We start from the raw sequence: 24,904 nt of genomic DNA, 5'->3' as shown, positions 1-24,904 counted from the left end.
TTAATCATTCCCTTTTAAAATTTCTTTTCTCAGTATATCTGCCCTTATAGCATCAACCTGATCTTCGGTATCATCCTTATTTCCAAAATAACTTCTTATATATGAATTACCAATTATATTTATCACCTGATAAAAATCAAACTCCTTTAAATTATACAAGATTTTCAACTTTTTACCTAAAAGCACCATAGACAGAAGTTCAATAGCTTCATCAAATGATAGCAGCTGCGCATATTCAAGGACCCCGTAAGACCTATATATATTATCCGCCACGCTTATGGGCGTATCCTTAATTAAAGCTTCCGTCTGCAAGTTTTCCTCTTCAATGATATTTAAACAAATTGCTACCATTTCTTCAACAGTGTCGATATCATTGTTTTTCAGTGAACTTTCCTTTGATACCAGAAACAGGTTACCTAAGACCTCTGACCCTTCTAAATGATAGCCCTGCAAGGTACAATTAAGCTGGTTCAGTCTTTTTATCAAGTCGTTAATCTTGAAGCTCATCACTAGCGAGGGCAGGTGAACCAGCACTGACGCTTCAAATCCTGAACCCACCATGGTGGGACAGGCAGTAAGGTATCCTAAATCACGGTCAAAACAAAAGCTTAACTTGCTTTCCAGCTGCTTTTCTAAGCCAATTACATTCTTATGGCCTTCATAAAGTCCCAGGCCGGGAGTAAGGGCTTGAATCTTAAAGTGGTCATCTTCGTTTACCATCACTGAGCTTATGGTATTGCTTCCATTATCTTTTAACTTTATAAACACCCCTTTTCCGGTCACTTTGCTAACCATGGTCCGGGTGATTATATTGCTTTCTACCAATAGCTCTCTCTCCAGCTGGTTAAGCCTTCTTAAGTCAAAAAAAGCAAAATGGGAAAATTCATCTATATTGGAAGCGGTTATTTTAACCAGTGATAGTATCTTTTTCTTATCCTGTGTACTGATAGTCTGTCCAAAATTATAGCCAACCAGGTTTCTGGATACACTAACCCTGCTATACAAAATCGGACCGTTGTCCGCCACATTTTTCCTGGCTTTAAGGTATGTGGTTAGGCCTTTCATTTTTTACTCTTTACATAGAGTCTCTTTTGTAGTCTTTTAATCATATCCCTTAATTTAGCCGCTTCTTCGAAATTCTCTATGATAACCGCTTCATTAAGCCTGATTTTTAAATCCTTTATTTTCTTTTCCACTTTATAGGTAAAACTAGAATTGACAGGTATTTTACCCTTGTATTCCACACTTCCATGTATAGCTTCCAATAGCGGTAAAAATACTTCACTAAATTCTTTATAGCAATGGGCGCAACCCACCTTACCTGTTTTTTTAATAGTGCTCAGATCTATACCGCAATTAACGCACTTTTTATTGCCTTCGGCACTTTCTTTTATCTCAGGCAGAGACTTGGATGATTGCCCCTTATTACGATGCGTAAATAATTTAATCAAAATATCAGCCAGACCTTCAAGGATGTCCTGGTCTGATCCCATGGAAATCTGACGGGCACAATCTTCACATAAATTAACTTTTTCTACCTGATTATCAATGATTTTAATTAAATGGACATTGGCATCATTGCTGCCACAAAAATCGCATAACATATTGACATCACCGATTGCATTATAACATTTTTAAAATCAAATATTAACTTGCCCAGGTTCCTGTTCGGGCTTCATCAATGGAAACAGCAATACGTCCTTAATGGATTCTGACCCGGTTAGCACCATAACCAGCCGGTCTATGCCTATGCCTTCTCCCCCGGTAGGGGGCATTCCGTATTCCAGCGCCTTAATGAAATCCTGGTCAATTTTGCCGCTAAGCCTTTCTTCTTCATCACTGCTTTTAGACTGAAGCATAAACCTGGACAGTTGTTCAGCGGGATCAGTTAACTCCGTAAAAGCATTGGCTATCTCTTCTCCCCCTATAAACAGCTCAAATCTTTCTACCAGTTCCGGGTTGTCAGGATGCTGCTGGGCTAAAGGAGATATTTCTTTGGGAAAATCCATGATAAAGGTAGGTTGGATAAGCTTAGGTTCCACCACTGCTTCAAAGATTTGGTTTATGATTTTACCCTTGCCAAAAAAGGCAGGTATTTCCAAGCCTAAGCCCTGGGCTACCTTTGTCAGCTGTTCCTTACTATGGTCAAAGCTAACCTCAATATCGCCTATTTCTTTTATGGCTTCTACCATACTTATTTTTTTCCAATCACCTTCCAGGTTAATATCCTGGCCCCTGTAGCTGACTTTGAGGCTGCCCAGCGCCTGCCCAGCTGCATATTTTACCAAATCCTGGGTAAGCAGGGCCAGCTCCTGATAATTAGAAAACATCTGGTAAAATTCCAGCATGGTAAATTCAGGATTATGTTTATAGGATATTCCTTCATTTCTAAAATTTCTGTTTATCTCATAAACTTTTTCAAACCCACCCACTATAAGGCGTTTTAAATAAAGTTCCGGCGCTATTCTTAGATACAGATCTATATCCAAGGCATTATGGTGAGTAACAAATGGCCTGGCTGTGGCTCCGCCCGGAATAGTTTGAAGCATTGGCGTCTCCACCTCCAAAAAACCCTTTTGGTTTAAAAATTCTCTTATCTTTTCTATTATTTTTATTCTTTTAAGAAATACTTCCTTGACCTGAGGATTAACCAGGAAGTCCAGATACCTCTGTCTATACCTGAGCTCCTTATCCTTTAAGCCATGCCACTTCTCCGGCAGTATCCTAATGGACTTGGAAAGCAATTTGTACTGCTGCACACTTAAAGAAAGCTCACCGGTCCGGGTTTTAAAGAGGGGTCCCTCTACTCCTATCCAATCTCCTATATCCAGCTGCCCAAACTTATGGTATTGTTCTTCTCCCACTACTTTTTGACTGAGGTAAAGTTGAAGTTTGCCCTTAGGGTCCTTCAGATCGGCAAAAGTAGCTTTCCCGTGTTTCCTGAAGCCAGTAATCCTGCCGGCTACCTTAAACTCCCGGGGAGTCTTATCACCTTGCTGTAAGTCTTTAAATTTTTCCTTTAAGGTTTCCAGGTCAATATCAGGCTTAAAATCATTGCAGTACAGCTTTTCCCCTTTTTGCTTCATGCTTTTTATCTGGTCCAGTTTTAGCTGCAGAGGTTCGCTTAAAGGCTGTTCTGTTTCCACCAGGTACTTTTCATTGAAGCTGCTATTATTCATATAACTACCACCGGTTTAAATAATTAAAGGCTAGACTATGTCTATTATCTTAAATTTCTTTTTGTCCTGAGGGGTCTTAACAATGATTTCATCGCCAATTTTTTTGTTAAGAAGAGAACTTCCTATGGGACTTTCATCAGATATTTTATTCTTTTCAGGATCAGATTCTATGGAACTTACTACTTTATACCGTTTTTCCTTGCCGCTGCCCATATCTTTTACTACCACTGTGGATCCCAGGTCTACATGGGTTCCACCGTTATCTTCATCTATGATAATATGGTTTTGCAGAATCTCATTAATCTGCTCTATCCTGCCCTCTATAAAAGCCTGCTCATTCTTGGCATATTCATATTCAGAATTCTCACTAAGGTCTCCACCTGATTTCTTGGCATCCCTGAGACGGTCAGCAATTTCTTTCCTTTTATTCTTAATCAGGTCATCCAGCTCATTAAGCAACATCTCATGACCTTCCCTGGTTAAACGGTAAACCTTCATTTAGAATATACTCCCACTGTAAATAAACTGTTATTTAATTGAGGTATTATATTTTATTGGATATAAGATGTCAAAGCCTATGAATATTTAATTAGCCAAACCGTCCGGTAATATAATTTTCAGTTCTTTTGTCGGCAGGAGTGGTAAATATTTTATTAGTATCCCCAAATTCTATCAATGTAGCAGGCTGCCCAATTTCTTCAGTAAGCAAAAAAGCAGTTTTTTGGGAAACCCTGGCCGCCTGCTGCATATTATGGGTTACTATAATGATGGTATAATTCTCTTTAAGCTCATCTATTAAATCCTCTATTTTTTGGGTAGATATAGGATCAAGGGCAGAAGCAGGCTCATCCATCAGTATTATTTCAGAATCTACGGCTAGTACCCTGGCTATGCATAATCTCTGCTGCTGGCCCCCGGACAGCTCCAAAGCATTTTTATTTAACTTATGTTTGACCTCATTCCATAAAGCGGCTTTCTTTAAACTAATTTCAATTATTTGATCCAGCTCAGATTTGCTGTACCTGCCGTGAAGCCTGAGCCCGTAAGCCACATTATCATAAATAGTTTTAGGGAATGGATTAGGGCGCTGAAAAACCATGCCCACCCTTTTCCGGAGGTCCACTACGTCTATTTCACTGCTGTATATATCCACATCGTCTATTAAAACCTGGCCCTCTACCCTGGTTTTGGCCAATAGGTCATTCATGCGGTTAAAAGACCTTAAAAATGTGGACTTACCGCATCCTGAAGGGCCGATTATGGCAGTTATGGTTTTTTCCTGTATTCCCATACCTATACCTGAAAGTATCTTGTTGGTGCCATAGAAGAACCCGAAACCATTTACCTTTATCTTTATTTTCTCACTCATAAACCATCCTTAAATTAGCTTGAATCTGAGAAAATAATAACAAAATAACAAATATACACCAGATGGAGAGGCAAATTTTAATATTTTTTTAATAAACTCTATGATTCCAAGTCTGATTTGAATCTAACCAGGCTTTCCTTCAAGCTGTCATACTTTAAAGCCATAATCTCTATGGCCAGCAGGGCTGCATTTTTGGAGCCGTTTATGGCTACCGTAGCCACCGGTACTCCCGAAGGCATCTGGACTATGGACAGCAGAGAATCCAGGCCGCCCAAGTCAGAGGTTCTAACTGGAACCCCTATTACCGGAAGAGTGGTGTGGGAGGCTATAACCCCCGGCAGATGCGCCGCTTTCCCTGCTCCGGCTATTATTACCTCGTACCCCTTGGCCCCAGCTTCTGCTGCAAATGAGGCGGTCTTATGCGGCATACGGTGAGCGGATAATATGTGTACATCATATTCTATACCAAATTTTTTTAAAGTATTGGCCGCTGGTTTCATTACTTCTTCATCTGAGCTTGAACCCATAACTATAGCTACTTTACCTACTGCAGGCTTCATTTGATTACCTCCCTACATTTAAAGCAATATCTTTCCTGAACTGCTTTCCCCTAAAATCTATGTTCTTGATAGCAGCATAAATGTTTTGCCTGGCCTGTTCAAAGCTGGCCGCTTTACCGACCACTCCCAGAACCCTTCCCCCATCGGTTACCAGGTGGTTTTGGTGGAAAGCGGTTCCTGCGTGAAAAACCATTATGTTTGAAGTTTCAGCCAGTTTTTCCAAACCCTTAATAATGTCTCCCTTTGACGAGGTTTCAGGATAACCGGCTGAAGCCAGTACTACACAAACGCATGATTCATCGCTCCACTGGATAGGGGTATCTTTTAATTTAGCCTGTGAACAGTCCAGCAGCCAGGGCAACAGGTCGTCTTCCATCCGGGGCAGTACTGCCTGGGTTTCAGGATCTCCAAAACGGCAATTGTATTCCAATAGATAGGGCCGACCTTCTGAAATCATAAGGCCGGCATAGAGGATTCCCCTGTAATCTATTCCCTCCTGCTGCAGGCCCCTGCAGGTGGGTTCGATGATGGAATCCATTATTTTTTCCATGAGTTCCTGATTTACCTTGGGTACAGGACTATAGCTTCCCATTCCTCCAGTATTCTTTCCCTGGTTATTATCTTTGATTCTTTTATAATCCTGGGCCAAATCCAAAGGTACTATATTGTTTCCGTCATAAAAACAGAGCAGGGAAACTTCATAGCCGGTTAAAAAATTTTCCACTATGATCTGGTTTCCTGCTGGTCCAAATTTTTGTCCTACAAAAAAATCATCCAAGCAATCCAACGCCTGTTCCCGCCCGGAAGCAATAATGACCCCTTTGCCAAAAGCCAGTCCATCGGCTTTAAGCACCAGGGGGTAGGTTTTGCTGCTTTTAATATATTGCCTGGCTTCGTTGTATTCTTCTGCACTAAATACTTTTCCTTCCGCTGCCGGTACACCATACTTTTGAGCCAGGTTTCTAGTAAAAACCTTGCTGCCTTCCAGTTGGGCTCCTTCTTTTCCCGGACCGAATACATCCAGCCCTCTTTTCCTAAAATAATCGGCGATACCCCCCACTAAGGGAGCCTCAGGCCCCACCACAGTAAGGCCTACTTCGTGTCCGACTGCAAAATCAGCCAGGGCTTCAAATTCATTTATCCCTATATCAATACATTCAGCTACATCGGACATGCCTGCATTGCCGGGTGCCGCATAAATATGGCCGGCCATTCTACTGTGAGAGATTTTCCAGGCCAGGCAATGCTCCCTTCCTCCGCTGCCGATAATTAATACATTCATAGACACTCCTAAGATTATATGATTACTGCATTTTCAGACCCAAACAGCTGATGCCCAAATATGCTATCCTTCATTATTATCTGGCTTCTCTCCGCTCCTACGCTAATCATGGAAACTGGAACCTTGATCAATTCTTCTATACGATGTATATATTTCTGGGCATTCACCGGCAAATCGCCAAAAGATTTTATATGGCTCAAATCGTCTTTCCACCCCTCCATAGTCTCATAAACAGGCTCGCATTTGTGCATCACTGTCTGATGGGGAGGCATCTCCTGGTACAGGTTCTGCCCATACCGGTAACCGGTGCAGATATTAATCTGGTCCAAACCGGTTAGGACATCCAGCTTGGTTAAAGCTATGCTGTCCAGCTGGTTGATCATGGCTGAATACCTCAATATGATGGCGTCCAGCCAGCCGCATCTTCGGGCTCTTCCGGTGGTGGTTCCGTATTCATGGCCTCTTTGCCTTAAAAAATCTCCAATTTTATCTTCCAGCTCTGTAGGGAAAGGTCCTGATCCTACCCTGGTGGTATAAGCTTTAACTACGCCCAGAACTTCATCTATCCTCCCGGGACCCACTCCCGCACCAATATAGGCTCCGCCAGCAATGGTGGAAGAAGAGGTAACAAAGGGATAGGTGCCATAGTCTATATCCAGCATGGTGGCCTGGGCTCCTTCAAACAAAACTTTTTTATTGGCATCCAGCGCTTTGTTGATAAGGATGGAAGTATCAATAATATACTTGCCCAGTTTCTGGGAATAACCGCAATAAGTCTCAAATACCTGGCTTGGGTCCAGGGGTTTTAATCCATATATCTTTTCCAATATAGCATTCTTAAGCTTTAAGGCTTCCTCCAGCTTGGTTTTGAAGATCTTGGGATCCAGCAGGTCTTGGATCCTGATACCGATCCTGGCTGCTTTGTCTGCATAAACAGGACCTATACCCTTATGGGTAGTACCGATCTTGGATTTGCCCAGCCTGCCTTCGGCGGCTTTGTCCAGCATCATATGATAAGGCATAATAAGATGGGCATTACAGCTAATCCTTAGATTACCTACATCTATTCCCCTGGCCTGGAGCCCTTCTATTTCTTCTATTAACACCTGGGGGTTGATTACTACCCCATTGCCGATGGCACATATGGTGTCAGGATAAAATATTCCGGAAGGGATAAGGTGCAGCTTAAATTCTTCTTCTTTAAGCACCACTGTATGGCCGGCATTGTCCCCTCCCTGGAACCTGACCACATAATCCATTTTCTGGGCCAGCAGATCAGTTATTCTACCTTTACCTTCGTCACCCCACTGGGTACCTACTAATACTATACTTGGCATTTCAAACTCCTAATTAGTCTCATTTACCTTGGTTAAATTTCTAAAAAGTGCATATTCTTTATAAAAGTTCAGGCTAAGCTTGGCAGTAGGCCCGTTCCTATGCTTGGCAATATTGATTTCAGCAATGCCCTGATCCTTGCTTTTCTCATCATAATACTCATCCCGGTATATAAATATTACAATATCGGCATCCTGCTCAATGGCTCCCGATTCCCGTAAATCTGCCAGGGCAGGTCTTTTGCTTTCTCTTTTTTCCACTTCCCTGGAAAGCTGGGAAATAGCTATTACCGGAATATTTAATTCCTTGGCTATACCTTTAAGGTTACGGGAAATTTCAGTTATCTCCAGTACCCGGTTATCCCTGTAATTTAGGCCTGATCCCATAAGCTGCAGATAGTCTACAATCAATAACTTGATACCATAGGTGCTTACCAGCATCCTGGCCCTGGACCTCAAGTCCATTACGGTAAGAAATGCAGTGTCATCTATGAATAACTGGCTTTCCGCCAGCTTCTCTATAGACCGGGCCAGCTTGGGCCATTCATCATCCCTGAGGTTACCGCTCCTTAATCGGTGCAAATCAATTCTGGCCTCGGCACAAAGCAGCCTCTGTGCTATCTGATGCTTGGACATCTCCAGGGAAAATATGGCTACCGGATATTTTTCTTCCATGGCTACATGCTTGGCCAGGCAAAGTGCAAAAGAGGTTTTCCCCATACCGGGCCTGGCCGCCACTACAATAAGGTCTGAATTCTGAAGTCCCGAGGTCTTTTTATCCAGGTCTATAAAGCCTGTAGGTATGCCTATAATATCAGATTTATGTTCATACAGCTTTTCCACCTGCTCATATACCTCGGATAGAATATCCTTCATGGGCGATATACGGCTGCTGTCTTTACCCTGGTTGTAATCCTGGTAAACAGAAAATACCAGCTGCTGGGCCTTATCAATAGTGGATGAAAGGTTATCAGGAACCTCGTAACCCATGGTAGCAATTTCAGTAGCTGCATATATAAGTCTTCTCAATATATGGTTATGGTTTACAATCTGGGCATAGTAGGAGGCATTGGAAGCAAGTGGAACATTACTGATTAGAGAATGAATAAAAGTTTTTCCGCCTACTTGCTCCAGCTGTCCTTTCTTTTCCAGGCAGTCGGCCAGGGTTATGGGATCTACAGGTTCTCCTTTGGAAAAAAGCTCAATAATTGCCTGGTACACCGTCTGGTTGGATTTACGATAGAAAGAGCCGGGAATGACTATTTCTATTACCTGGCCTATAGCTTCCCTGGATATGAGCATAGCTCCCAGCAGAGACTCCTCTGCTTCAATATTGTAGGGCGGTATCCTCTCCATTTTAGAGGTGTCTATCGGGGATAATCTACTTTTGTGATTAGTATTACCCATTATTTTTGTGCTTCGGCCTGCCCGGGCTGTTCTCCCTCCTGCTCAGGCTGACCTTCTTCTGCTTCTGGTTTATCCTTAACTGGCTCAGTCTGGGCCTGGTCCTGTTTAGTCTGGGTTTGGCCGGATTCCTCCTGTTTTACCTCTTCTAAAGGCCTGTCGCTTTCTATTTTAACCTTTATGGTGCATTTTACATCCCTGTAAAGCTTAACTTCTATATCATAATCGCCAATTTCTTTTAAATGACCCTCTAAAGCAATTTTTTTCCGGTCCAGTTCTATTTTTTTATCTTCCAGTATCTTTTCGGCAATATCCTTATTGGTAATAGAGCCGTAAAGTTTCCCCTCGTCGCTGGTCTTTACCGTAAAAGTAACTTCTATATCCTTTATTTGTTCTGCCAGCTTTTGGGCTTCAGCAATATTTTTGGCTTCTACCTTCTGTACTGCTTTTTTTACCAGCTCCATCTGCTTTATATTGCCCCTGGTTGCTTCCAGGGCTATATCATTAGGAATTAAATAATTTTTGGCATAACCGTCTTTAACTTTTACAATATCACCAACATCACCTAAATTTTCCTGGTATTTCTTAAGAATTATCTTCAACTTTTCCTCCTAATTGTAATTAATAGTTCTTATCTTTTTAATTTCCTTATATTAACCCAGACATCAGTCAGTCCCAACAGCAGAAGTAAGAATAAAAAACCTGAAAAAACCAACAGTACCAAAACAATAACTCTCCACAGCATCCGAACCCTGTATTTTTCAAAAATTCCCCATAAAACAGAAATTCCCAACACCAGGTATACAAAACCAAACACAATTAACAGGTTGGTTCCTAATATATATAGCCAGTCGCTGTTCAGGCTGGTAAAGGAAGGGATCAGCAAAAATAAAATCCCCGCTATAAGTCCCCAAACCATATTCCAGGGCAAATCCCAGCTTACGAATGGGGGCAGTCTCTTTAGATTGGTTCCGTATTTACTCAATACAGCACCGCTAATGGCATAATTTACTATTGCTGTAAAGAATGTAGCTGCTAAAATTATTCCCGCTGCAATTTTGGGGATAAACAGCAACAACCTTTGGGTTTGGCTTATTACCAGTTCAAATTGGCCGTCTGCAGTTATCAGCCGGCCATAGCTTCCAATAGCCGGATCATTGGCCAGGTTGCTTACATAATCGCGGTAATTTGCTAAATACTGAGCCCATACACCTGATCCGTTTATGGCCATCAGAAGCCCTAGATAAAGTAAAAGGGAAACCGCCAATACTGAAAAAATCAGTAATACTGACTTTAAAGGTATCAACTTTTTTTGCTCCAGCCAATAGTATAGAAAGGCAGTACCCAGCAAAAAAACAGCCAATGCAGCAAACATGGCATAATTTAGGAACAATACGGGTAGCAAACCAAGGCCCGCACATATGGCCGCATCTCTTTTTCTTCCGGTTACAACCAGAATAGTAGCCGGTACAGGAATCAGGGCCCCTCCCACCACGCCGGCCAGGGGCACCATCAGGGAAACCCCTGTAGCCAGAAAGGTTAACAGCGCCAGCAAAAATAAATTCGGCCTTTTTACTGCTGGTTTATTCAAATTATCAAAGGACATTAAAGATTACCTATCTTTTAAAATATGGTAAAAGGGCAAGCTCCCTGGCCCTTTTAATAGCAATAGCTACTTTCCTCTGGTGCTGAACACAATTTCCGCTGGACCTCTTGGGCCTTATTTTACCCTTATCAGAAATAAACTTCCTTAATACATTAACATTCTTGTAATCAATATCTTCTATATTTTCCTTACAAAAATAACAGTACCTCTTTCTCTGTTTGAGATTAAGGGCTGATAATGATTCGCTTCTTCTATCTCTTCTTTTTTTCTTAGCCAATTAAAAACACTCCTTCTTTAAAATTTAACCTTAAAACGGTATGTCTTCATCAGTAAAATCAACTTCTTCATCTGTCTGGCTGGCTTGATAACCGCCTTCTTCCCTGGCATTCCTGTTAATTTTACAGGAAGCAAACTCCAGGCTGGGTGCTACCACATCGGCCACTATTTCCACCGTGGATCTTTTTTGTCCATCTTTGGCTTCCCAGCTTCTTTGGTTAAGCCGGCCAGATACCAGCACCCTGTCTCCCTTGGACAGGCTTTCGGCACAATTTTCAGCCAGTTTAAACCATACCGATACATTAAAGAATGAAGGGTCGTCTACCCATTCACCTGACTGTTTATCCTGATACCTGCGGTTGACCGCAATGCCAAACGCAGCCACAGGGGTGCCGTTGGGGGTAAACCTCAACTCCGGATCCCTGGTGAGGTTTCCCAGTATTGAAACATTGTTTACTCCATAAGCCATAATTTCCCCTCTTTATGGTTTAAAATAATTATTGATCAAGTTTGATTATAAGGTGTCTCAGAATCATGTCATTAATCCTGTTTACCCGGTCCAATTCATCCAGAAGTTCACCTTCTGCTTGAAAATGGACAAAACAATAGAAGCCGTTTTCCTGTTTTTTGATGGGATAAGCCAGTTTTTTAATCCCCCATTTGTCAATATCATCTACCTTGGATTGGCCTTCTTCAATGATTTTGGTAATCTTGGAAAGCTCATCCTCTATCCCCTGTTCATCAAGGGAAGGATCAAAAACCAGCGCAAGTTCATAATTTCTCAATTGTTTCCTCCTATGGACTAATTTTTTAATTAGGCCCTGGTTCTGGACCAGGGCAGAAGAATATAAATATTCTGTTGTCCACAGGGATATTATAACATTTAAGGGTTTTTATCAATAACTTTTACTGCTTTTCTTGCCTCATGTACACATTCCTGCAGGGATAAGGTATCTCTATGCCTTCCTGGTCAAACTTATCCTTAATTCTTTTTCGCAGCTGCCGGGCAATATCCCACTGGTTGGGGGGAACCACCTTACAGATTATTTTAAACATCACTGCTGAATCGGCCAGGCTGTCCACTCCTCCCTTACCTAGTATTTGGGGCCTTTCCAATATGTGACAGCTAAACTCTTTATCCGCCATAAGCTCATCAAAAACCTGCTCCAGCACACCTATTACCCGGTCAGTGCTTTCTTTGTAATGAACCCCTACCTCTATCATGGCCCGCGACCATATATGGGTCCTGTTACTAAGAATACTAATCTCCCCATTGGGAATATAATGGGCCACCCCTTCAATATCCCTTAAGACGGTAGTCCTTAAATTAAATTTTTCTACAGTGCCTGAAGTATCGTTTATGGTAACTATGTCATTTACCTGGAACCACTGTTCAAATAGGATAAAGGTTCCGTTTATTATATCTTTTATTAGGCTTTGGGCCCCGAAACCAATTACTATGCCTGCCACTCCAGCTCCAGCCAGCAGGGGGGTAACATTGATTCCCAGTTGTATGCCTATTATCATTATGGCAATTACTACACTGCCCACAATTATCAGGTTGGTCAATACGGAGGTAAAGGTATAGGTACGTTTCTTGATTTCCATCTTTTCATTGCTGATACGCTGTTCAAAAATCCTTTTAATCTTATTGGATATTACTTTTACTATCAGTACCACTATGACCAGTATAACTAAAACAATAGCTATATTGAGCCAATTGTCCAAAAAGTTTTGGCTTAGATTACCTGAAATTACTTCCTGGGCTTCTTCATTCATATCTATCTCCCTAATCGTCTTTTAACTTGCTGTAAATATTTATTACCTTGTCTTGCTCATGGCAGTAGGTTTTATTCAAATGTCCGTTGTAATTAATCTGGGATATATAGGGGAAACCCTGGTGAATGACCACTATATTAATGGCCCCCTGGTATTGGATAAGTGATCTCCACCTCTCTGGTGGTACTTTAAGCCACCATACCAGCAGGGCTACAATCACTCCCCCATGGGTACATATCATGACTTCCGATCCCTCTTTGTTTTCAGCCACTATACGGTTTATTTCTTGGGATGTCCTGGATACAAGATTGGTAAAATCTTCTCCCCCGGTAGGGGCATTGGCATAGGGATCTTCCAGCCAGGCCTGGTAATCCTTATGGTACCTAGTATTTATCTGATCAAAGGTCAGGCCTTCCCACCGGCCGAAATCAATTTCCTTTAAGTCATTGCGGATTATTATTTTTTTATCCCTGCCGGCATTAATGATTTCTGCGGTAACTACAGCCCTTTTTAATGGACTGGAGTAAATACTAGCGTAATCAACATCTCGGAGGTATTCCTGGGCCAGCCCTGCCTGCCTTATGCCCAGGCCAGTTAGTTCAATATCCCTGTCACCCTGGTATTTTCCTTCCAGGTTCCATAATGTCTGACCGTGCCTTATTAGGAAAAGCTTTACTCCCAAACCTATTCACCTTGCCATTGCATTCCGTTTAACTGTCTTATTACCCTCTCCCTTATCTGGGATGCCGGGGGTAAATCAGCTACCAGTTTACCATCTTTAATAGCATCCACAAACAATTCCTGGTAAGCGCAACCACATTGGGAACAATTCATGTTTGGAGCAGCGGTATGTTCAAGCACTACCTTATCCTGAAAACATTGGGGGCACCTTATTACTTTCTTGGCCCCAGACATTTTCCCTCTTTTGGCTATCAGTTTGCCTTCTATCTCTACTATATCCATAGAAAAATCCAGTACCCTGGCACCAGAAATGGCAGTTCCTACCCCAAAGGAGTCTGCTACCGCACCTAGCTGAGCAATTTCTGCTTCATCCAGGCCGCCGCTGACTACCAGTTTTACCGACTCAAACCCCCTTATGTCCAGTTCCCACCTTACTTCTTCCAGGATTTTTAAAAAGTCACCCTTCCTGGAGCCGGGGGTATCCAGCCTTAGCGCGTAAATATGGTTTCCCAGAGCCTGGCAGACCCTTATGGCTTCAAACTTTTCATCCTGGAAAGTATCAATCAATGCTATTCGGTTTACCTGGGGGGAGATAATTTCATCAAAAGCGCGGGTAGCCTCTACCGTGTCCCCCACTATAAGTATCAGGGCATGGGGCATGGTTCCTACCGGCTGAGTACCGGTTACCTGGGCTCCCATTACAGTGGAAACCCCCTCTGCCCCTCCTATATAGGCACACCTTTCTACCATGGGAGTAATGGCAGGATGCACCCTTCTTGCCCCAAAACTGTAAACAGGTTTACCCTGAGCCGCTAATTTACACCGGGCAGCCTTGGTAGCAATACCGCTGCTCTGGCATAAGAAACCCAATAATGCTGTTTCAAATACGCCAAAGTCTAAATATTTACCTTCTATTACCATTACCGGCTCATATTCTTTAAATATGGTACCCTCCGGCATGCATCTTACCGAAATTTTTTTGCTGTCCGCCAGCAGCCTTAGGCTTTCCTCTATGCCTGACAGCACTCCCCAACTATAATTGTTGGGTAATTTCTTTAAGAAAACCTCTGCTTTCACCTCTACATCCCGGTTTAGTGATTTTAGTATGGTCTCGGACCTCTTAAAATAAATGTCAGTTACCTTACCGTTTTTAATATCATCTGGAGAAGCCATATAAAACATAGGCACTTCCTTTAGGTAATATTTACTTTCAATACATCTTTCATCTGTTTTAAGGCATAACGGTGATCCCGGTCATTTAAACCTATCACTGCATCTGCCACTACATCCACTCCATAACCCCTTACCAAGGCTTCAAATACAGTCATATAAACACATATATTGGTAACACAACCGGTAATTATAAGGTGGACTATGTTCATGGTTTTAAGTACCCGGTTAAGTTCGGTTTGATAAAAAGCTGAAAAGGTGCTTTTTTTAACTATGATATCGCTGCCCTGGGGTTTTAGCTCAGGAATTATCCTGGCTCCCTCCGTATTCTGAACCGCATGGGGCGGAAACCTTAAAAATTCCGGGTCCTGGGGCAAGTGGCTGTCACATAAATATATTACAGGGATACTATTTATCTTGGCCGACTCTATTTCTCTCTGTATGGGGACTATTATATTTTCAATTCTGGGGACTTTAAGGGGGGCTCCATCCCGCACAAAGTCATTTAACATATCAATTATGATCAAGGCTTTTCTGTTCATAACCACCACCTTATACATATTATGTGCAAGCTATTATATAATAACATTTAGGTTCTAAATTTTGTAACAAATATTTATAACAGCCTATACAAACCGATGCTTTTCCATTAATATTTATACCAAATTATACCAGGGGCAGGTGATTGAATTGAAAAAGAAATGGCTATTGGCCATATCGTTAATATTTATGGCCTTGCTGCTGAGCGCATGTTCAGCACAAACTGTAGGCCTCTATTTTGCAGTGGAGTCAGAGGGAGATTTTTACCTTTCAGCTGAAACCAGGTCCATAAAGCCTTCCCCCAATATATACCAGGCCAGCCTGGAGCAGCTGGTAGATGGCCCAAAATCCTCCCATCTTTATGCTACCCTTCCTGCCGGTACCCGGGTAATACAGGTCCAGGTAAAAGATCAGCTGGCAATAGTAGATTTTTCCAGCGATATTTTGACTGATACCTCCATACCCCATAGCTCTACAACTGAAAAACTGGCCCTGTACTCTATTGTCAATACCCTTACTCAATTCGAAGAAATCAGCAGGGTAAAAATAACCATAGAAGGTAAAAGCTCGGGTACTATAGACGGCAGCAATATAGAAGACTTCTGGGGACATATAGGTTTGTATGAAGAATTTAGCACTAATGAAGGAATAATATTAAGTAATGAGCAATGATTACCGGGAGCTTATACCAGAAAATCTTTACCATAAAGACCGTAATTTATGGGCCTGGATGTGTACCTACACCCCGGAAGAATTAATCATAGCTGCAGGATTTAGCCCTTACCGCTTATATGGGGTGCCTGATTCCAGGCGTGCAGACAGTTATCTTCCCATAAACTTTTGTCCCTATATCAAGGCCAACCTGTCACAGCTTCTGCTAGAAGCAGACAGGCTGCAAGGGGTAGTAATTGCCAATTCCTGCGACGGTTCTAGAAGGCTTTATGACGCAATTGAAGCCTACCTTCCCCAGCTCCCTTCCTTTTTTTTGGATATCCCCCGGCTGGCCGGAGCTGACTCTATATCTTTTTATCAAACTCTGTTAAAAAAATTCTTAAACATGCTGGAAAATATATCTGGCAACCAAGCAGACGATAAAAGATTAAGTGAAGCTATAGCGGTGGTAAATGAAAAAAAGAAAGGTCTGCGCCAGCTGAGGCAGGCCTACCGGGAACAACGGCTGAGCCTAAACCATTACTATCAGCTGGTCAGGGGTTCTGCGGTCATACATCCCCAATTTTTTAATCCTTGGCTGAAAGATTTCTTGGCAGGCCTGCCAGCCACTGTAAAAAAACCAGGTACAGGTCCCAGGATAATGCTGATAGGTAATTTTATTAGCCAGGACCAGTGGTGGAATATCCTTTCAGACCTGGACTGCCAACTGGTTTATGATGATGTTTGCACCTTAAGCCGCTACTTTGACCTTGAAGTAACCGATTACCGGCAACAGCCTTTTTATGCCCTGGCCAGCGCATACCTGCAAAAACCATTATGCATGAGAATGGCTGATTTGGGAACCAAGGTTGACAGCCTGAAACAGGCTATAGATGATTTTGGGGTACAGGCCATAATATTTGTAAGCCTTAAATTCTGCGACAACACCCTTTATTTTTACCCTTTGGCCAAACAAAACCTGGGCCTTCCCATACTCAACCTGGAACTTGAGTTTAATAATTTTCCTGAAGGGCAAATCAGGACCCGGCTGGAAGCTTTTTTGGAGATGCTGTAATGGGAGTTAGGGATAAACTTAAAACTACCATAAAAAACAATCTTAACCAGAACTATATTAAAAGATTCTTATCCATTGCCGGCAAAAGGCCGGTACTTATGATGTTTGGTTCTACCTTTAAATCAATATCAGACAAATACCTTAATATCTACAGCATAGAAGCCATGTCCAAAGCCTATAGAGACGGTGCTCCGGTAGCCTATGGCTCACTGTTCCTGCCTTATGAATTATTACATGGATTGGGACTGGTTCCCTTTCTTCCTGAGGTCCTGGCCGGCTTTACGGCAGGAATGGGAATTGCGCCCAATACCTTAAAAAAAGCTAACAGCCATTGGTATTCCCCGGACCTGTGCACTTTTCACCGCAGCGCTTCGGGAGCGGTGGAATTGAATCTTTTTCCCCGGCCGCAGGCTATCATATGTACCAATTTAGCCTGCGATGCAGCTCAGAAATCTTTCTACGGTTATGCCCATAAATTCAAGATGGAAAAAGATTATCATTTAATAGACATCCCTTACCACTTCAATCCGGAAGCTGTAGATTATGTCAGCTCCCAGTTAGAGCAAATAAGTAATAAAATAAGTAACAAGCTGGGCCGTAAGGTAGACCTTGATGCCCTTTCTACAGCTATTGAAAACTCCAACCGCTTCAGATACTGGGCCTTGAAAGTAAATGAGGTCAGAAAAAACCTAAATGTGTATCCATCCGACTATAACGGGCTTAATTTCATACTGCCCTTCCACGGCATGGCCGGCACACCGCAAGCAGTATCCTTATATAAAAAAATGTATAAGGAATTAAGCCTTTTGGGCCGGAAAGCTGATGATCCTGCCCCTAAAAAGAGACTGCTTTGGCTTCATTTAAAACCCTATTACAAAAATGAAATATTTTCCCTTTTAGCTCAGGGTAACTGCATGGTAGCTTTCGAGGAAATAAACCATGTATACTGGCCCCAACTGGATCCGGCTACACCTTTCAGAAGCCTGGCCGTTAAAATGCTTTCCCATTACTTGGGAGGAAGCATAAACAACAGATTGAAGGTTATCTCCCAACTGACCGCCGATTACCATATGGATGGGGCTATCCTGTTTTCACATTGGGGATGCCGCCAAAATAACGCTGCAGCCAGGTTAATTAAGGACCACCTTAGAAGCCAAGGGCTTCCGGTGTTAATAATTGATGGGGATTGTGTGGATCAGAATAATTACTCCCCCGGGCAGCTGCAAACCCGCATTCAGGGTTTTATGGAACTGCTGGGATCAATTTGAGCAGGAACTGCTGGACCTGCCCTACCCCCCTAAGGTAATAGGGGGCTACGGACTGGATATTTGGTTTGGCAGCAACCTTTATATTTAAACCGTACCGGTTGGCTTCAAACATAAACTCATCAGTAACATCGTCCCCTATGCATAGGACCAAATTATCCTGGCCGGAGCAGCTGTACTGGATCCATTCTTTTATGGCTGTGCCCTTGTTTATGGCCATTGATTTAACCTCTATTACTTTCTTGCCTTCTATTATTTCCAGGGGAAGCCTACTGGTATAATCCTGCAATTTTTTCCTTATTTTATCTAAAATATCCAGGCTGCCGGCAGGACAGTTGCGATAATGTATGGCCAGGGAAACTGCCTTATCTTCCACATAAAAGCAGCTGTTGGTACCGGTAATGTTAAGAACATTCTGTTTTAGATCACTAAGAGCACAGATATGCTTTTTAGCTATTTCTAGGATATGCGGCTTTTTTCCTGCTTTCCTAATCTCCGCCCCATGGCTTCCTATCATGGCCAGCTGACCAATTTCAATATCACCAAAAAAACTTTCCAGTTGGGATACAGGCCTTCCGGAAACCAGCACCGGCTCAATTCTGCGGCTAGAAATTAATCTGGATAAAATAATTTTGGTTTTAATGGAAGGCCGGGCATCCGAGGGATATTTTTTTATCCCTACCAAGGTACCGTCATAATCTAAAAATAAACATATATGGGAAGCTGCCTGGGCTTGGATTATTATCCTGTCTAAACGATCAAACAAATGCTGGATAGCTATCACCTTTTAGTGCCATGGTTTAAAAAACTATGGGCCCAGTTATAGACATCATTACTTTTCACAATATCTCTTAAGGCCAGCATCTTGGATCTCTTCTGGCTGGAGTCCATCTCTAGAGCGCTTTTAATGCTGTCAGCGACTTCTTCAAAATCATAAGGGTTTACCATTAAGGAATGTTTATTCATTTCTTCTGCTGAGCCTGCAAATTCACTTAGTACCAGCACTCCATTGCCATCAGGCTTACAGCTTACATATTCTTTGGCTATCAGGTTCATACCGTCCCTTAGTGGCGTTACCAAGCAGATATCAGAGGCTTTATAGTAAGAAACCAGCACTTCCTGGGGTATGGTTTTATAAATATAATTTACAGGGGTCCATAGCTCATCAGCAAACTCCCCGTTTATATTGCCTACCAATTGGTCAATTTCCTGCTTGAACTGCCTGTATTCTAATATCTTGGTGCGGCTAGGGACCGATATCTGTATAAATATTACTTTTTTCCTGTATTCAGGATATTTTTCAAAAAAGCGTTTGATAGAATGCAGTCTTTCCTTTATGCCTTTGGTATAATCCAGCCTTTCCACACTTATTATCAATTTTACATTCTTATGTGCCTTTTTAAATTCCCTTACCATGTGCTGGGTGGAGCTTTTCTTGGCTATCCTGTCAAAATGGTTAAAATCTATGCTAATGGGAAAATTATCTATCTGTATTTCCTGATTTTCTGTCTCTATCCGCTTGCCCTTATAATCTACAAATAGTTTTAATTCCTGCTTGCAGCTATACATAAAATTCATGGCATCCCGGGAGGTCTGGAACCCTAAAAGGTCTGCTCCTAACAACCCTTCCAATATGCGCTTATCCCAGGGAAGCACCCTGAATATTTCATTGCAGGGAAAGGGTATGTGTAAAAAGAAAAGTATTTTAGCCTGGGGCAGGGCTTTTCTCAGCATCTCGGGCATCAGCATTAGATGATAGTCCTGTATCCAGATTATCTCATCTCCCCCTACCTCCTCTAATACCTTTTCAGTAAATTTTTTGTTTATCCTCTGGTAAGCTTTCCAATAGTTGATATCGAAATAACTCTGGAATATAAAGCCGTGGAAAAGTGGCCATATGGTACGGTTAGAAAATCCGTGATAGAAATCCCTGACATCAAGTTTGCTCAGCCCTAAAAACTTTACTGAATAACCTTCATCCATTTCCACTGTTTTTTCAGCATACTTGTTCTTTCCTACCAGGCCGTTCCAACCCAGCCACAGTCCGCCTTTTTTAGCCAATATGGGATCCAGGGCGGTGACCAAACCTCCTACACTTTTCTTGTATTTTATTCCAGCTTTACTTTTTACTATCTTATAAGGTACCCGGTTTGATACCAGCACAATCTTTTGCGGTTGTTTTCCCATGATTAATTATGGATGTCCTTTATTAATAATTAAATATTTAATATATATTATAAATGGTAATGGCTATTTTTTAAAACAGCCCAGATTTTAAATAGCACCTGCAGCTGAAAAAACCTTTTACATCTGCCTTTTTTTAGCTATTATTAAACACGGCGACAGGCAGTGCTAAAAATTTAAGGGCAGGTAGGTTATTAAATTGATACCTGAAGCACTGCCGCCTAAGGCAGCCTGGTCAAGATAATCTCAGCATTACAGGCCGGCCAGGTGCTGGCAGGAATTATCTAAATTTATTTGAATTTCTTTATACTGTAAATCAGGGCATTTTGTAACTATAAGGCAAGGAGAAAATAATGATTACCTGCGGAATCGATATAGGTTCTGTTTCAGCAGAAGCAGTAATTTTAACCAAGAAGCCGGAGAGCTGCCATATTTTAAGTTATGCTATTATACCGACCGGCTCCAACAGCAAGACCGCAGCCCGCAAGGTATTTAAGCAAGCTGTTGATAATGCCGGTATCACCCCTGAAGACATAAATAAGACAGTGGCCACCGGATATGGAAGAATAAATGTGGACTTTGCCCATAAAAGCATTACAGAAATAACATGCCATGCCAGAGGGGCTTTGTATTACTACCCCCAGACCAGGCTGGTTATAGATATTGGAGGCCAAGACAGCAAAGTTATAAGGTTGGATGAAAACTCCAATCCCTTTGATTTCCTGATGAATGATAAATGTGCTGCCGGAACCGGAAGATTTTTAGAGGTGATGGCCCATGCTTTAGAAATTGATATAACCCATTTTGGAGAAATATTTCTAAGCACCAAAGAGAAAGTGGACATAACCTCTACCTGTACGGTATTTGCTGAATCAGAAATAGTTTCACTTATTGGGCACGGAGTAGATAAAAATAAAATAATAAAAGGCTTGGTTTATTCCATAGCCCACCGGGTAAATACCATGATTGACCGGGTTGGTTTTTCTGAACCGGTATGCATGACTGGAGGAGTGGCTAAAAATACCGGAGTGGTCAAAGCTTTAGAAGAGACTTTGGATTCTGCTATTTATATACCTGAAGATCCCCAGATAGTAGGAGCATTAGGTGCGGCCCTTATGGCTATGGATATTAAATAGTTTTTTAGCATAACTTAACTCTTCTTTTCGATTATGGATAAAACCATCCAGTTTTAGGGCCAGAAGCTTGTCTAGAACTAGTCTAAATACGGGAGAAGGCGTATGGCCTAATCCAGTTAACGCTGTTCCGTCAATTTCAAGCTTGATATTCTGTAACTGGGAAAGATATTTGATAACATTATTCTGATATACTTTACCCCAGGAACAGCAAATAACCAGCAGCTCGCTGCTGTATTTTTTTGCAATGCGGTAAAGTAGAGAATTCTGGCTTACAGGTTCTGCCAGCAGATCAATAGCCTGTTTCCAGTCTGTAAGGGTATCGGTAATTACCTGGATATCCTTTTTTTTAACTTTCATATCCAGGCACCATTGTCTTACTACCGGCAGCGATTCATGCTTTAGGAGCATTATAAAGAGCAGGCGCCATCTTTTTATGGCAGGCCCGATATAAGGCTTCAGTTTTTCTGACCAATTTAAAACCTCCTTTATATCTTGGCTAAAATCATGGTCTACTGACAGCTTTAAGCCGATTTTTGCCAAGGCTCCTAATTGATAAAGCCTTTTAATAGGCTTATAGGGATTTTTTTCCTGAAGTATGGCTACCAGTTCATCCCTTATTCTTACTCCCCCCAAGAGTGATACCATCTCCATATCAATAGTTGTAAGTATTAGTTTTTCAGTTTGGGGATCTATCTTAAATCCAAGCCTTTGTTCAAACCTGACTGCCCTGAATATCCGGGTGGGATCCTCTATAAAACTCATCTTATGCAGTACTTTCACTTTTTTTTGCTCCAGGTCTTTCCTGCCCCCGAAAAAATCAAGTAAGGTTCCGAAATTATCTTGCTCTAAGGATATAGCCATTGCGTTTATGGTAAAATCTCTCCGGCTTAGGTCCTGGCGGATACTGCCGCTTTCCACGCTGGGAAGCGCGGCAGGACTGGTATAATATTCTACCCTGGCTGTAGCGATATCAATATGTAGCCCGGGTTCCAATACCAGTACTGCTGTTTTAAATTTTTGGTAGCTTTCTACTTTTCCCCCCACTTTTTGCTGAAGCCTGCTGGCCAGCTCTATACCGTCTCCCTCTACCACAATATCGATATCCAGATTGGGGATATCCAGCAGTATGTCCCTCACTATTCCTCCCACCAGGTATGCCTTATAGCCTAACTGTCGGCTTTCTGCTGAAATAGCATTTAATATATTTTGAATTCTGGGAGGAAAATGATGGCTTAATCTTGTAATGGAGTCTTCTAATATTTTTACTTTCTGATCAAAACCCCTGCCGTGAAGGTATCTTAGTATATCTTTTCTGGTGATTATTCCCACCATTTTATCTTTCTCTACAATAGGTATCCTGCCAATTCCGTTATCTATCATTAAATCCTGTATAGATTCTACAGTATCGGAAGGACTGGCTGTAACCACCGAATGTGAACGAAATCCCTTCACCGGAGCATGGGAGAGATTATGGTTAATGGCCTTATCAATATCTTTTCTGGTAATTATTCCAGCCAGCTTAAGATTACTATCCAAAATAGGAATACCCGAATGGCCGTATTTTTTCAATATCTTATCTACCTCAGCGATGGTTTGGTCTTCATTTACATATTTTACGGGATAAGACATTACATCCCTGGCTCTTACCGGACTTTTTATCTGTTGGCTTAAAGCTCCAACTATTTTATCCTTAATCAATCCAAACTGGTCAGCTTCCATTACTGCAGAAGCCGCCTGGGGATGGCCGCCGCCGCCTAAAAAACTGAGTATATCCGATACATCTATGCTCCGATCATAGCTTCTACCTACTATATATACCTTGCCTTTCATCTGGGCCCAGCAAATGACCGTATTTATGTCTTCAATCTGAGATAATTTTCTGGTAAGCACAGACAGGCCTTCCACATAATCGTCTACCTTGGCCCAGGAAAGCAGTATTTCCTTTTCCTTTATTTTTATCTTCTCTATGTTGTCAATTAAAACTTCTAGCAGGTAATGCTGGTCTTCAGTAAGCGATATATTGTGAAATTGGTTTAAAACATAGATGTTGGCTCCCTTTTCTAGCAGATAAGCAGCTGCCTGCATATCCTGAAAAGTAGTGCTGGGATAAGTAAAAGAACCGGTATCTTCATATATTCCCAAGGCCAACAAGGTAGCCTCTAGGGAAGTTATGGGTATGTTTTTTTTCTTTAATATTTCCACCAGTATGGAGGTGGTGGACCCTATGTTTTGGGAATAGTCAAAGTCTCCCCTTATATCCTGGCCGGTCTTCTGGTGATGGTCATATATTATGACCTTTACCCCAGGATTTGAAAGGACCTGTGCCGCCTGGCCTATCCTGGAGGCTATCCTGGTATCTACTATTATAATCCGGTTTACCTTTTTAAGGTCTATATCAGATATTTCGTGCAAGGTTAGCAGCTCTTCTTCATGAAGGGCTATAAATTTTCTCACATTTTGATTAATGGAAGTAGGCAGGATGGCTTTAGCCTCAGGATAAATCTTTTTTGCTGCTACCAGTGCAGCAAAAGCATCAAAATCAGAGCTAATATGTGTGGCAATTATTTCCATTACCTGGCCTCAGGCTGGCAGCGTCTTATTCTATATAACGGTCAAAACATACAATCTCAGACAGTGGTTTCCTTCCCCTTTCTCCTGGTTCCCTGGAAGGATAGCCTAATGGAGTTAGAGCTACTACCCTTATATTATCTGGAATACCCATAAGATCCTTTACCAGTTTTTCCTTAAATGATCCAATCCAGCAGGTCCCCAAACCTATTTCTGCGGCTGCCAGCATCAGATGTTCCAATGCTATGGCTACATCTATAGAAAAACTGCTCATATAGCCTCCCATAACCCCGTATGCCTCCTTTTCATTGGCACAAGCTACTATGATAATGGGGGCATCAGCAATAAATGTCTGATTATTGCAGGCAATAGCCAAATCATTTTTCTTTTTAAGGTCCCTTACTACTATTAGCTTCCAGGGTTGGATATTTTTAGCAGAAGGAGCCTTCCTGAATGCCTGTAAGACATATTGAAGTTTTTCTTCTTCTACCGGTTGAGGTTTATAGTTCCTAATACTTTTTCTAGCTTCTATTATATCCATGAGACTAGGCAGTGATTTCATGGTTATACCTCCTAAAACTATAATATAATAGCAAAATATTTTTATCCAACTTTACTTACAGGTTACACTGGCTTACCAGCCGCTTAATAAAATTATAACCGGTCTTACCTTTACCTGAATACTATTGCCACTATAATTTTGGTTATTGAAGTTTAGCTATCAAGTCCTTTGCCTTTCCTTCAATAAGATCCAGGTCTACATCCGGGGGAGCATAGCCAGTTTCTACTGCCGCCTTGGCTACGCTTACTGCTACCGCTGGCAACACCCTGGGATCAAAGGGCTT

At 41.9% G+C, this 24,904-nt stretch carries 26 protein-coding genes; 4 read left to right on the top strand and 22 right to left on the bottom strand.

Annotated elements, in window-relative coordinates; genetic code table 11:
* The 18 genes from PHN32_02270 to PHN32_02185 form a co-directional block, all read right to left on the bottom strand.
* The gene (locus PHN32_02270; protein ID MDD3776421.1) at positions 1-1,065 is read right to left on the bottom strand and encodes a hypothetical protein; all 1,065 of its coding nucleotides are present in this window, start codon (positions 1,063-1,065) and stop codon (positions 1-3) included.
* Positions 1,062-1,604 (bottom strand): UvrB/UvrC motif-containing protein, encoded by a 543-nt coding sequence (locus PHN32_02265; protein ID MDD3776420.1) that lies wholly within the window; start codon positions 1,602-1,604, stop codon positions 1,062-1,064. The genes PHN32_02270 and PHN32_02265 overlap by 4 nt, the downstream gene beginning before the upstream one ends.
* 36 nt (positions 1,605-1,640) lie before the next feature.
* Positions 1,641-3,179, bottom strand: coding sequence for a lysine--tRNA ligase (gene lysS, locus PHN32_02260; protein MDD3776419.1), 1,539 nt, complete (start codon positions 3,177-3,179; stop codon positions 1,641-1,643).
* Positions 3,180-3,209: 30 nt separating this feature from the next.
* Positions 3,210-3,677 (bottom strand): transcription elongation factor GreA, encoded by a 468-nt coding sequence (gene greA, locus PHN32_02255; GenBank protein ID MDD3776418.1) that lies wholly within the window; start codon positions 3,675-3,677, stop codon positions 3,210-3,212.
* Between the two features lie 91 nt (positions 3,678-3,768).
* Positions 3,769-4,548, bottom strand: coding sequence for a phosphate ABC transporter ATP-binding protein PstB (gene pstB / locus PHN32_02250; GenBank protein ID MDD3776417.1), 780 nt, complete (start codon positions 4,546-4,548; stop codon positions 3,769-3,771).
* A 98-nt stretch (positions 4,549-4,646) separates the two neighbouring features.
* Positions 4,647-5,108: a 5-(carboxyamino)imidazole ribonucleotide mutase gene (gene purE, locus PHN32_02245; protein ID MDD3776416.1), complete on the bottom strand. Its 462-nt coding sequence runs from the start codon at positions 5,106-5,108 to the stop codon at positions 4,647-4,649.
* A 4-nt stretch (positions 5,109-5,112) separates the two neighbouring features.
* The gene (gene purD / locus PHN32_02240; GenBank protein MDD3776415.1) at positions 5,113-6,390 is read right to left on the bottom strand and encodes a phosphoribosylamine--glycine ligase; all 1,278 of its coding nucleotides are present in this window, start codon (positions 6,388-6,390) and stop codon (positions 5,113-5,115) included.
* 14 nt (positions 6,391-6,404) lie between these two features.
* Entirely contained in the window at positions 6,405-7,727 is a 1,323-nt protein-coding gene (locus PHN32_02235; protein ID MDD3776414.1) for an adenylosuccinate synthase, read from the bottom strand.
* 9 nt (positions 7,728-7,736) lie between these two features.
* Positions 7,737-9,080 carry a replicative DNA helicase gene (dnaB, locus tag PHN32_02230; GenBank protein ID MDD3776413.1) on the bottom strand — a complete coding sequence of 448 codons (1,344 nt, stop codon included), beginning with the start codon at positions 9,078-9,080 and terminating at the stop codon, positions 7,737-7,739.
* 50 nt (positions 9,081-9,130) lie between these two features.
* Positions 9,131-9,730: a 50S ribosomal protein L9 gene (gene rplI / locus PHN32_02225; GenBank protein MDD3776412.1), complete on the bottom strand. Its 600-nt coding sequence runs from the start codon at positions 9,728-9,730 to the stop codon at positions 9,131-9,133.
* Positions 9,731-9,759: 29 nt separating this feature from the next.
* Positions 9,760-10,734, bottom strand: coding sequence for a DUF2232 domain-containing protein (locus PHN32_02220; GenBank protein MDD3776411.1), 975 nt, complete (start codon positions 10,732-10,734; stop codon positions 9,760-9,762).
* Between the two features lie 10 nt (positions 10,735-10,744).
* A complete protein-coding gene (gene rpsR, locus PHN32_02215; protein MDD3776410.1) occupies positions 10,745-11,011 on the bottom strand; it encodes a 30S ribosomal protein S18 in 267 nt (88 codons plus the stop codon).
* A gap of 30 nt (positions 11,012-11,041) precedes the next feature.
* A complete protein-coding gene (ssb, locus tag PHN32_02210; GenBank protein ID MDD3776409.1) occupies positions 11,042-11,479 on the bottom strand; it encodes a single-stranded DNA-binding protein in 438 nt (145 codons plus the stop codon).
* Between the two features lie 28 nt (positions 11,480-11,507).
* Positions 11,508-11,795, bottom strand: coding sequence for a 30S ribosomal protein S6 (rpsF, locus tag PHN32_02205; GenBank protein ID MDD3776408.1), 288 nt, complete (start codon positions 11,793-11,795; stop codon positions 11,508-11,510).
* 121 nt (positions 11,796-11,916) lie between these two features.
* Complete coding sequence (locus PHN32_02200; protein ID MDD3776407.1) at positions 11,917-12,789, bottom strand: mechanosensitive ion channel family protein; 873 nt, start codon at positions 12,787-12,789, stop codon at positions 11,917-11,919.
* A 10-nt stretch (positions 12,790-12,799) separates the two neighbouring features.
* Positions 12,800-13,471 carry a histidine phosphatase family protein gene (locus tag PHN32_02195; GenBank protein ID MDD3776406.1) on the bottom strand — a complete coding sequence of 224 codons (672 nt, stop codon included), beginning with the start codon at positions 13,469-13,471 and terminating at the stop codon, positions 12,800-12,802.
* A gap of 2 nt (positions 13,472-13,473) precedes the next feature.
* Positions 13,474-14,652 (bottom strand): nicotinate phosphoribosyltransferase, encoded by a 1,179-nt coding sequence (locus PHN32_02190; GenBank protein MDD3776405.1) that lies wholly within the window; start codon positions 14,650-14,652, stop codon positions 13,474-13,476.
* 11 nt (positions 14,653-14,663) lie between these two features.
* On the bottom strand, positions 14,664-15,182 hold the full coding sequence (locus PHN32_02185; GenBank protein ID MDD3776404.1) for a cysteine hydrolase: 519 nt from the start codon (positions 15,180-15,182) through the stop codon (positions 14,664-14,666).
* A 148-nt stretch (positions 15,183-15,330) separates the two neighbouring features.
* Here PHN32_02185 and PHN32_02180 point away from each other — a divergent pair, with 148 nt between their 5' ends.
* The 3 genes from PHN32_02180 to PHN32_02170 are packed head-to-tail and all read left to right on the top strand — an operon-like array spanning position 15,331 to position 18,174.
* A complete protein-coding gene (locus tag PHN32_02180; protein ID MDD3776403.1) occupies positions 15,331-15,852 on the top strand; it encodes a GerMN domain-containing protein in 522 nt (173 codons plus the stop codon).
* Positions 15,842-16,906 carry a 2-hydroxyacyl-CoA dehydratase family protein gene (locus PHN32_02175; GenBank protein MDD3776402.1) on the top strand — a complete coding sequence of 355 codons (1,065 nt, stop codon included), beginning with the start codon at positions 15,842-15,844 and terminating at the stop codon, positions 16,904-16,906. The genes PHN32_02180 and PHN32_02175 overlap by 11 nt, the downstream gene beginning before the upstream one ends.
* The gene (locus tag PHN32_02170; GenBank protein ID MDD3776401.1) at positions 16,906-18,174 is read left to right on the top strand and encodes a 2-hydroxyacyl-CoA dehydratase family protein; all 1,269 of its coding nucleotides are present in this window, start codon (positions 16,906-16,908) and stop codon (positions 18,172-18,174) included. Before PHN32_02175 ends, PHN32_02170 begins: the two co-directional genes overlap by 1 nt.
* Here the strand turns inward: PHN32_02170 and otsB are convergent.
* On the bottom strand, positions 18,149-18,937 hold the full coding sequence (gene otsB / locus PHN32_02165; protein ID MDD3776400.1) for a trehalose-phosphatase: 789 nt from the start codon (positions 18,935-18,937) through the stop codon (positions 18,149-18,151). The genes PHN32_02170 and otsB overlap by 26 nt on opposite strands.
* A gap of 14 nt (positions 18,938-18,951) precedes the next feature.
* On the bottom strand, positions 18,952-20,358 hold the full coding sequence (locus PHN32_02160; GenBank protein ID MDD3776399.1) for a trehalose-6-phosphate synthase: 1,407 nt from the start codon (positions 20,356-20,358) through the stop codon (positions 18,952-18,954).
* 350 nt (positions 20,359-20,708) lie between these two features.
* Here PHN32_02160 and PHN32_02155 point away from each other — a divergent pair, with 350 nt between their 5' ends.
* On the top strand, positions 20,709-21,491 hold the full coding sequence (locus tag PHN32_02155; protein MDD3776398.1) for an acyl-CoA dehydratase activase: 783 nt from the start codon (positions 20,709-20,711) through the stop codon (positions 21,489-21,491).
* Here PHN32_02155 and PHN32_02150 read toward each other — a convergent pair.
* Both PHN32_02150 and PHN32_02145 read right to left on the bottom strand, forming a co-directional pair.
* Positions 21,456-24,062: a CBS domain-containing protein gene (locus tag PHN32_02150; protein MDD3776397.1), complete on the bottom strand. Its 2,607-nt coding sequence runs from the start codon at positions 24,060-24,062 to the stop codon at positions 21,456-21,458. The genes PHN32_02155 and PHN32_02150 overlap by 36 nt on opposite strands.
* Positions 24,063-24,087: 25 nt before the next feature.
* Complete coding sequence (locus tag PHN32_02145; GenBank protein MDD3776396.1) at positions 24,088-24,621, bottom strand: nitroreductase family protein; 534 nt, start codon at positions 24,619-24,621, stop codon at positions 24,088-24,090.
* Between the last annotated feature and the right edge of the window lie 283 nt (positions 24,622-24,904).

The organism is Actinomycetota bacterium (assembly GCA_028698215.1).
In the GTDB taxonomy this organism is placed as follows: domain Bacteria; phylum Actinomycetota; class Humimicrobiia; order Humimicrobiales; family Humimicrobiaceae; genus Halolacustris.
Note: the sequence above shows the minus strand (reverse complement) of the source record. Positions and strands in the feature narration are given on the sequence as shown.

What these genes read in the sequence shown, in the direction of transcription:
- PHN32_02170 (MDD3776401.1), top strand. Translation starts at nt 16,906, where the DNA reads ATGGGAGTTAGGGATAAACTTAAAACTACCATAAAAAACAATCTTAAC.
- PHN32_02155 (MDD3776398.1), top strand. Translation starts at nt 20,709, where the DNA reads ATGATTACCTGCGGAATCGATATAGGTTCTGTTTCAGCAGAAGCAGTA.
- PHN32_02185 (MDD3776404.1), bottom strand. Translation starts at nt 15,182, where the DNA reads ATGAACAGAAAAGCCTTGATCATAATTGATATGTTAAATGACTTTGTG.
- PHN32_02190 (MDD3776405.1), bottom strand. Translation starts at nt 14,652, where the DNA reads ATGTTTTATATGGCTTCTCCAGATGATATTAAAAACGGTAAGGTAACT.
- dnaB (MDD3776413.1), bottom strand. Translation starts at nt 9,080, where the DNA reads ATGGAGAGGATACCGCCCTACAATATTGAAGCAGAGGAGTCTCTGCTG.
- PHN32_02145 (MDD3776396.1), bottom strand. Translation starts at nt 24,621, where the DNA reads ATGAAATCACTGCCTAGTCTCATGGATATAATAGAAGCTAGAAAAAGT.
- PHN32_02270 (MDD3776421.1), bottom strand. Translation starts at nt 1,065, where the DNA reads ATGAAAGGCCTAACCACATACCTTAAAGCCAGGAAAAATGTGGCGGAC.
- PHN32_02220 (MDD3776411.1), bottom strand. Translation starts at nt 10,734, where the DNA reads ATGTCCTTTGATAATTTGAATAAACCAGCAGTAAAAAGGCCGAATTTA.
- lysS (MDD3776419.1), bottom strand. Translation starts at nt 3,179, where the DNA reads ATGAATAATAGCAGCTTCAATGAAAAGTACCTGGTGGAAACAGAACAG.
- purD (MDD3776415.1), bottom strand. Translation starts at nt 6,390, where the DNA reads ATGAATGTATTAATTATCGGCAGCGGAGGAAGGGAGCATTGCCTGGCC.
- PHN32_02150 (MDD3776397.1), bottom strand. Translation starts at nt 24,062, where the DNA reads ATGGAAATAATTGCCACACATATTAGCTCTGATTTTGATGCTTTTGCT.
- ssb (MDD3776409.1), bottom strand. Translation starts at nt 11,479, where the DNA reads ATGGCTTATGGAGTAAACAATGTTTCAATACTGGGAAACCTCACCAGG.
- pstB (MDD3776417.1), bottom strand. Translation starts at nt 4,548, where the DNA reads ATGAGTGAGAAAATAAAGATAAAGGTAAATGGTTTCGGGTTCTTCTAT.
- PHN32_02265 (MDD3776420.1), bottom strand. Translation starts at nt 1,604, where the DNA reads ATGTTATGCGATTTTTGTGGCAGCAATGATGCCAATGTCCATTTAATT.
- PHN32_02175 (MDD3776402.1), top strand. Translation starts at nt 15,842, where the DNA reads ATGAGCAATGATTACCGGGAGCTTATACCAGAAAATCTTTACCATAAA.
- greA (MDD3776418.1), bottom strand. Translation starts at nt 3,677, where the DNA reads ATGAAGGTTTACCGTTTAACCAGGGAAGGTCATGAGATGTTGCTTAAT.
- PHN32_02235 (MDD3776414.1), bottom strand. Translation starts at nt 7,727, where the DNA reads ATGCCAAGTATAGTATTAGTAGGTACCCAGTGGGGTGACGAAGGTAAA.
- purE (MDD3776416.1), bottom strand. Translation starts at nt 5,108, where the DNA reads ATGAAGCCTGCAGTAGGTAAAGTAGCTATAGTTATGGGTTCAAGCTCA.
- PHN32_02160 (MDD3776399.1), bottom strand. Translation starts at nt 20,358, where the DNA reads ATGGGAAAACAACCGCAAAAGATTGTGCTGGTATCAAACCGGGTACCT.
- PHN32_02200 (MDD3776407.1), bottom strand. Translation starts at nt 12,789, where the DNA reads ATGAATGAAGAAGCCCAGGAAGTAATTTCAGGTAATCTAAGCCAAAAC.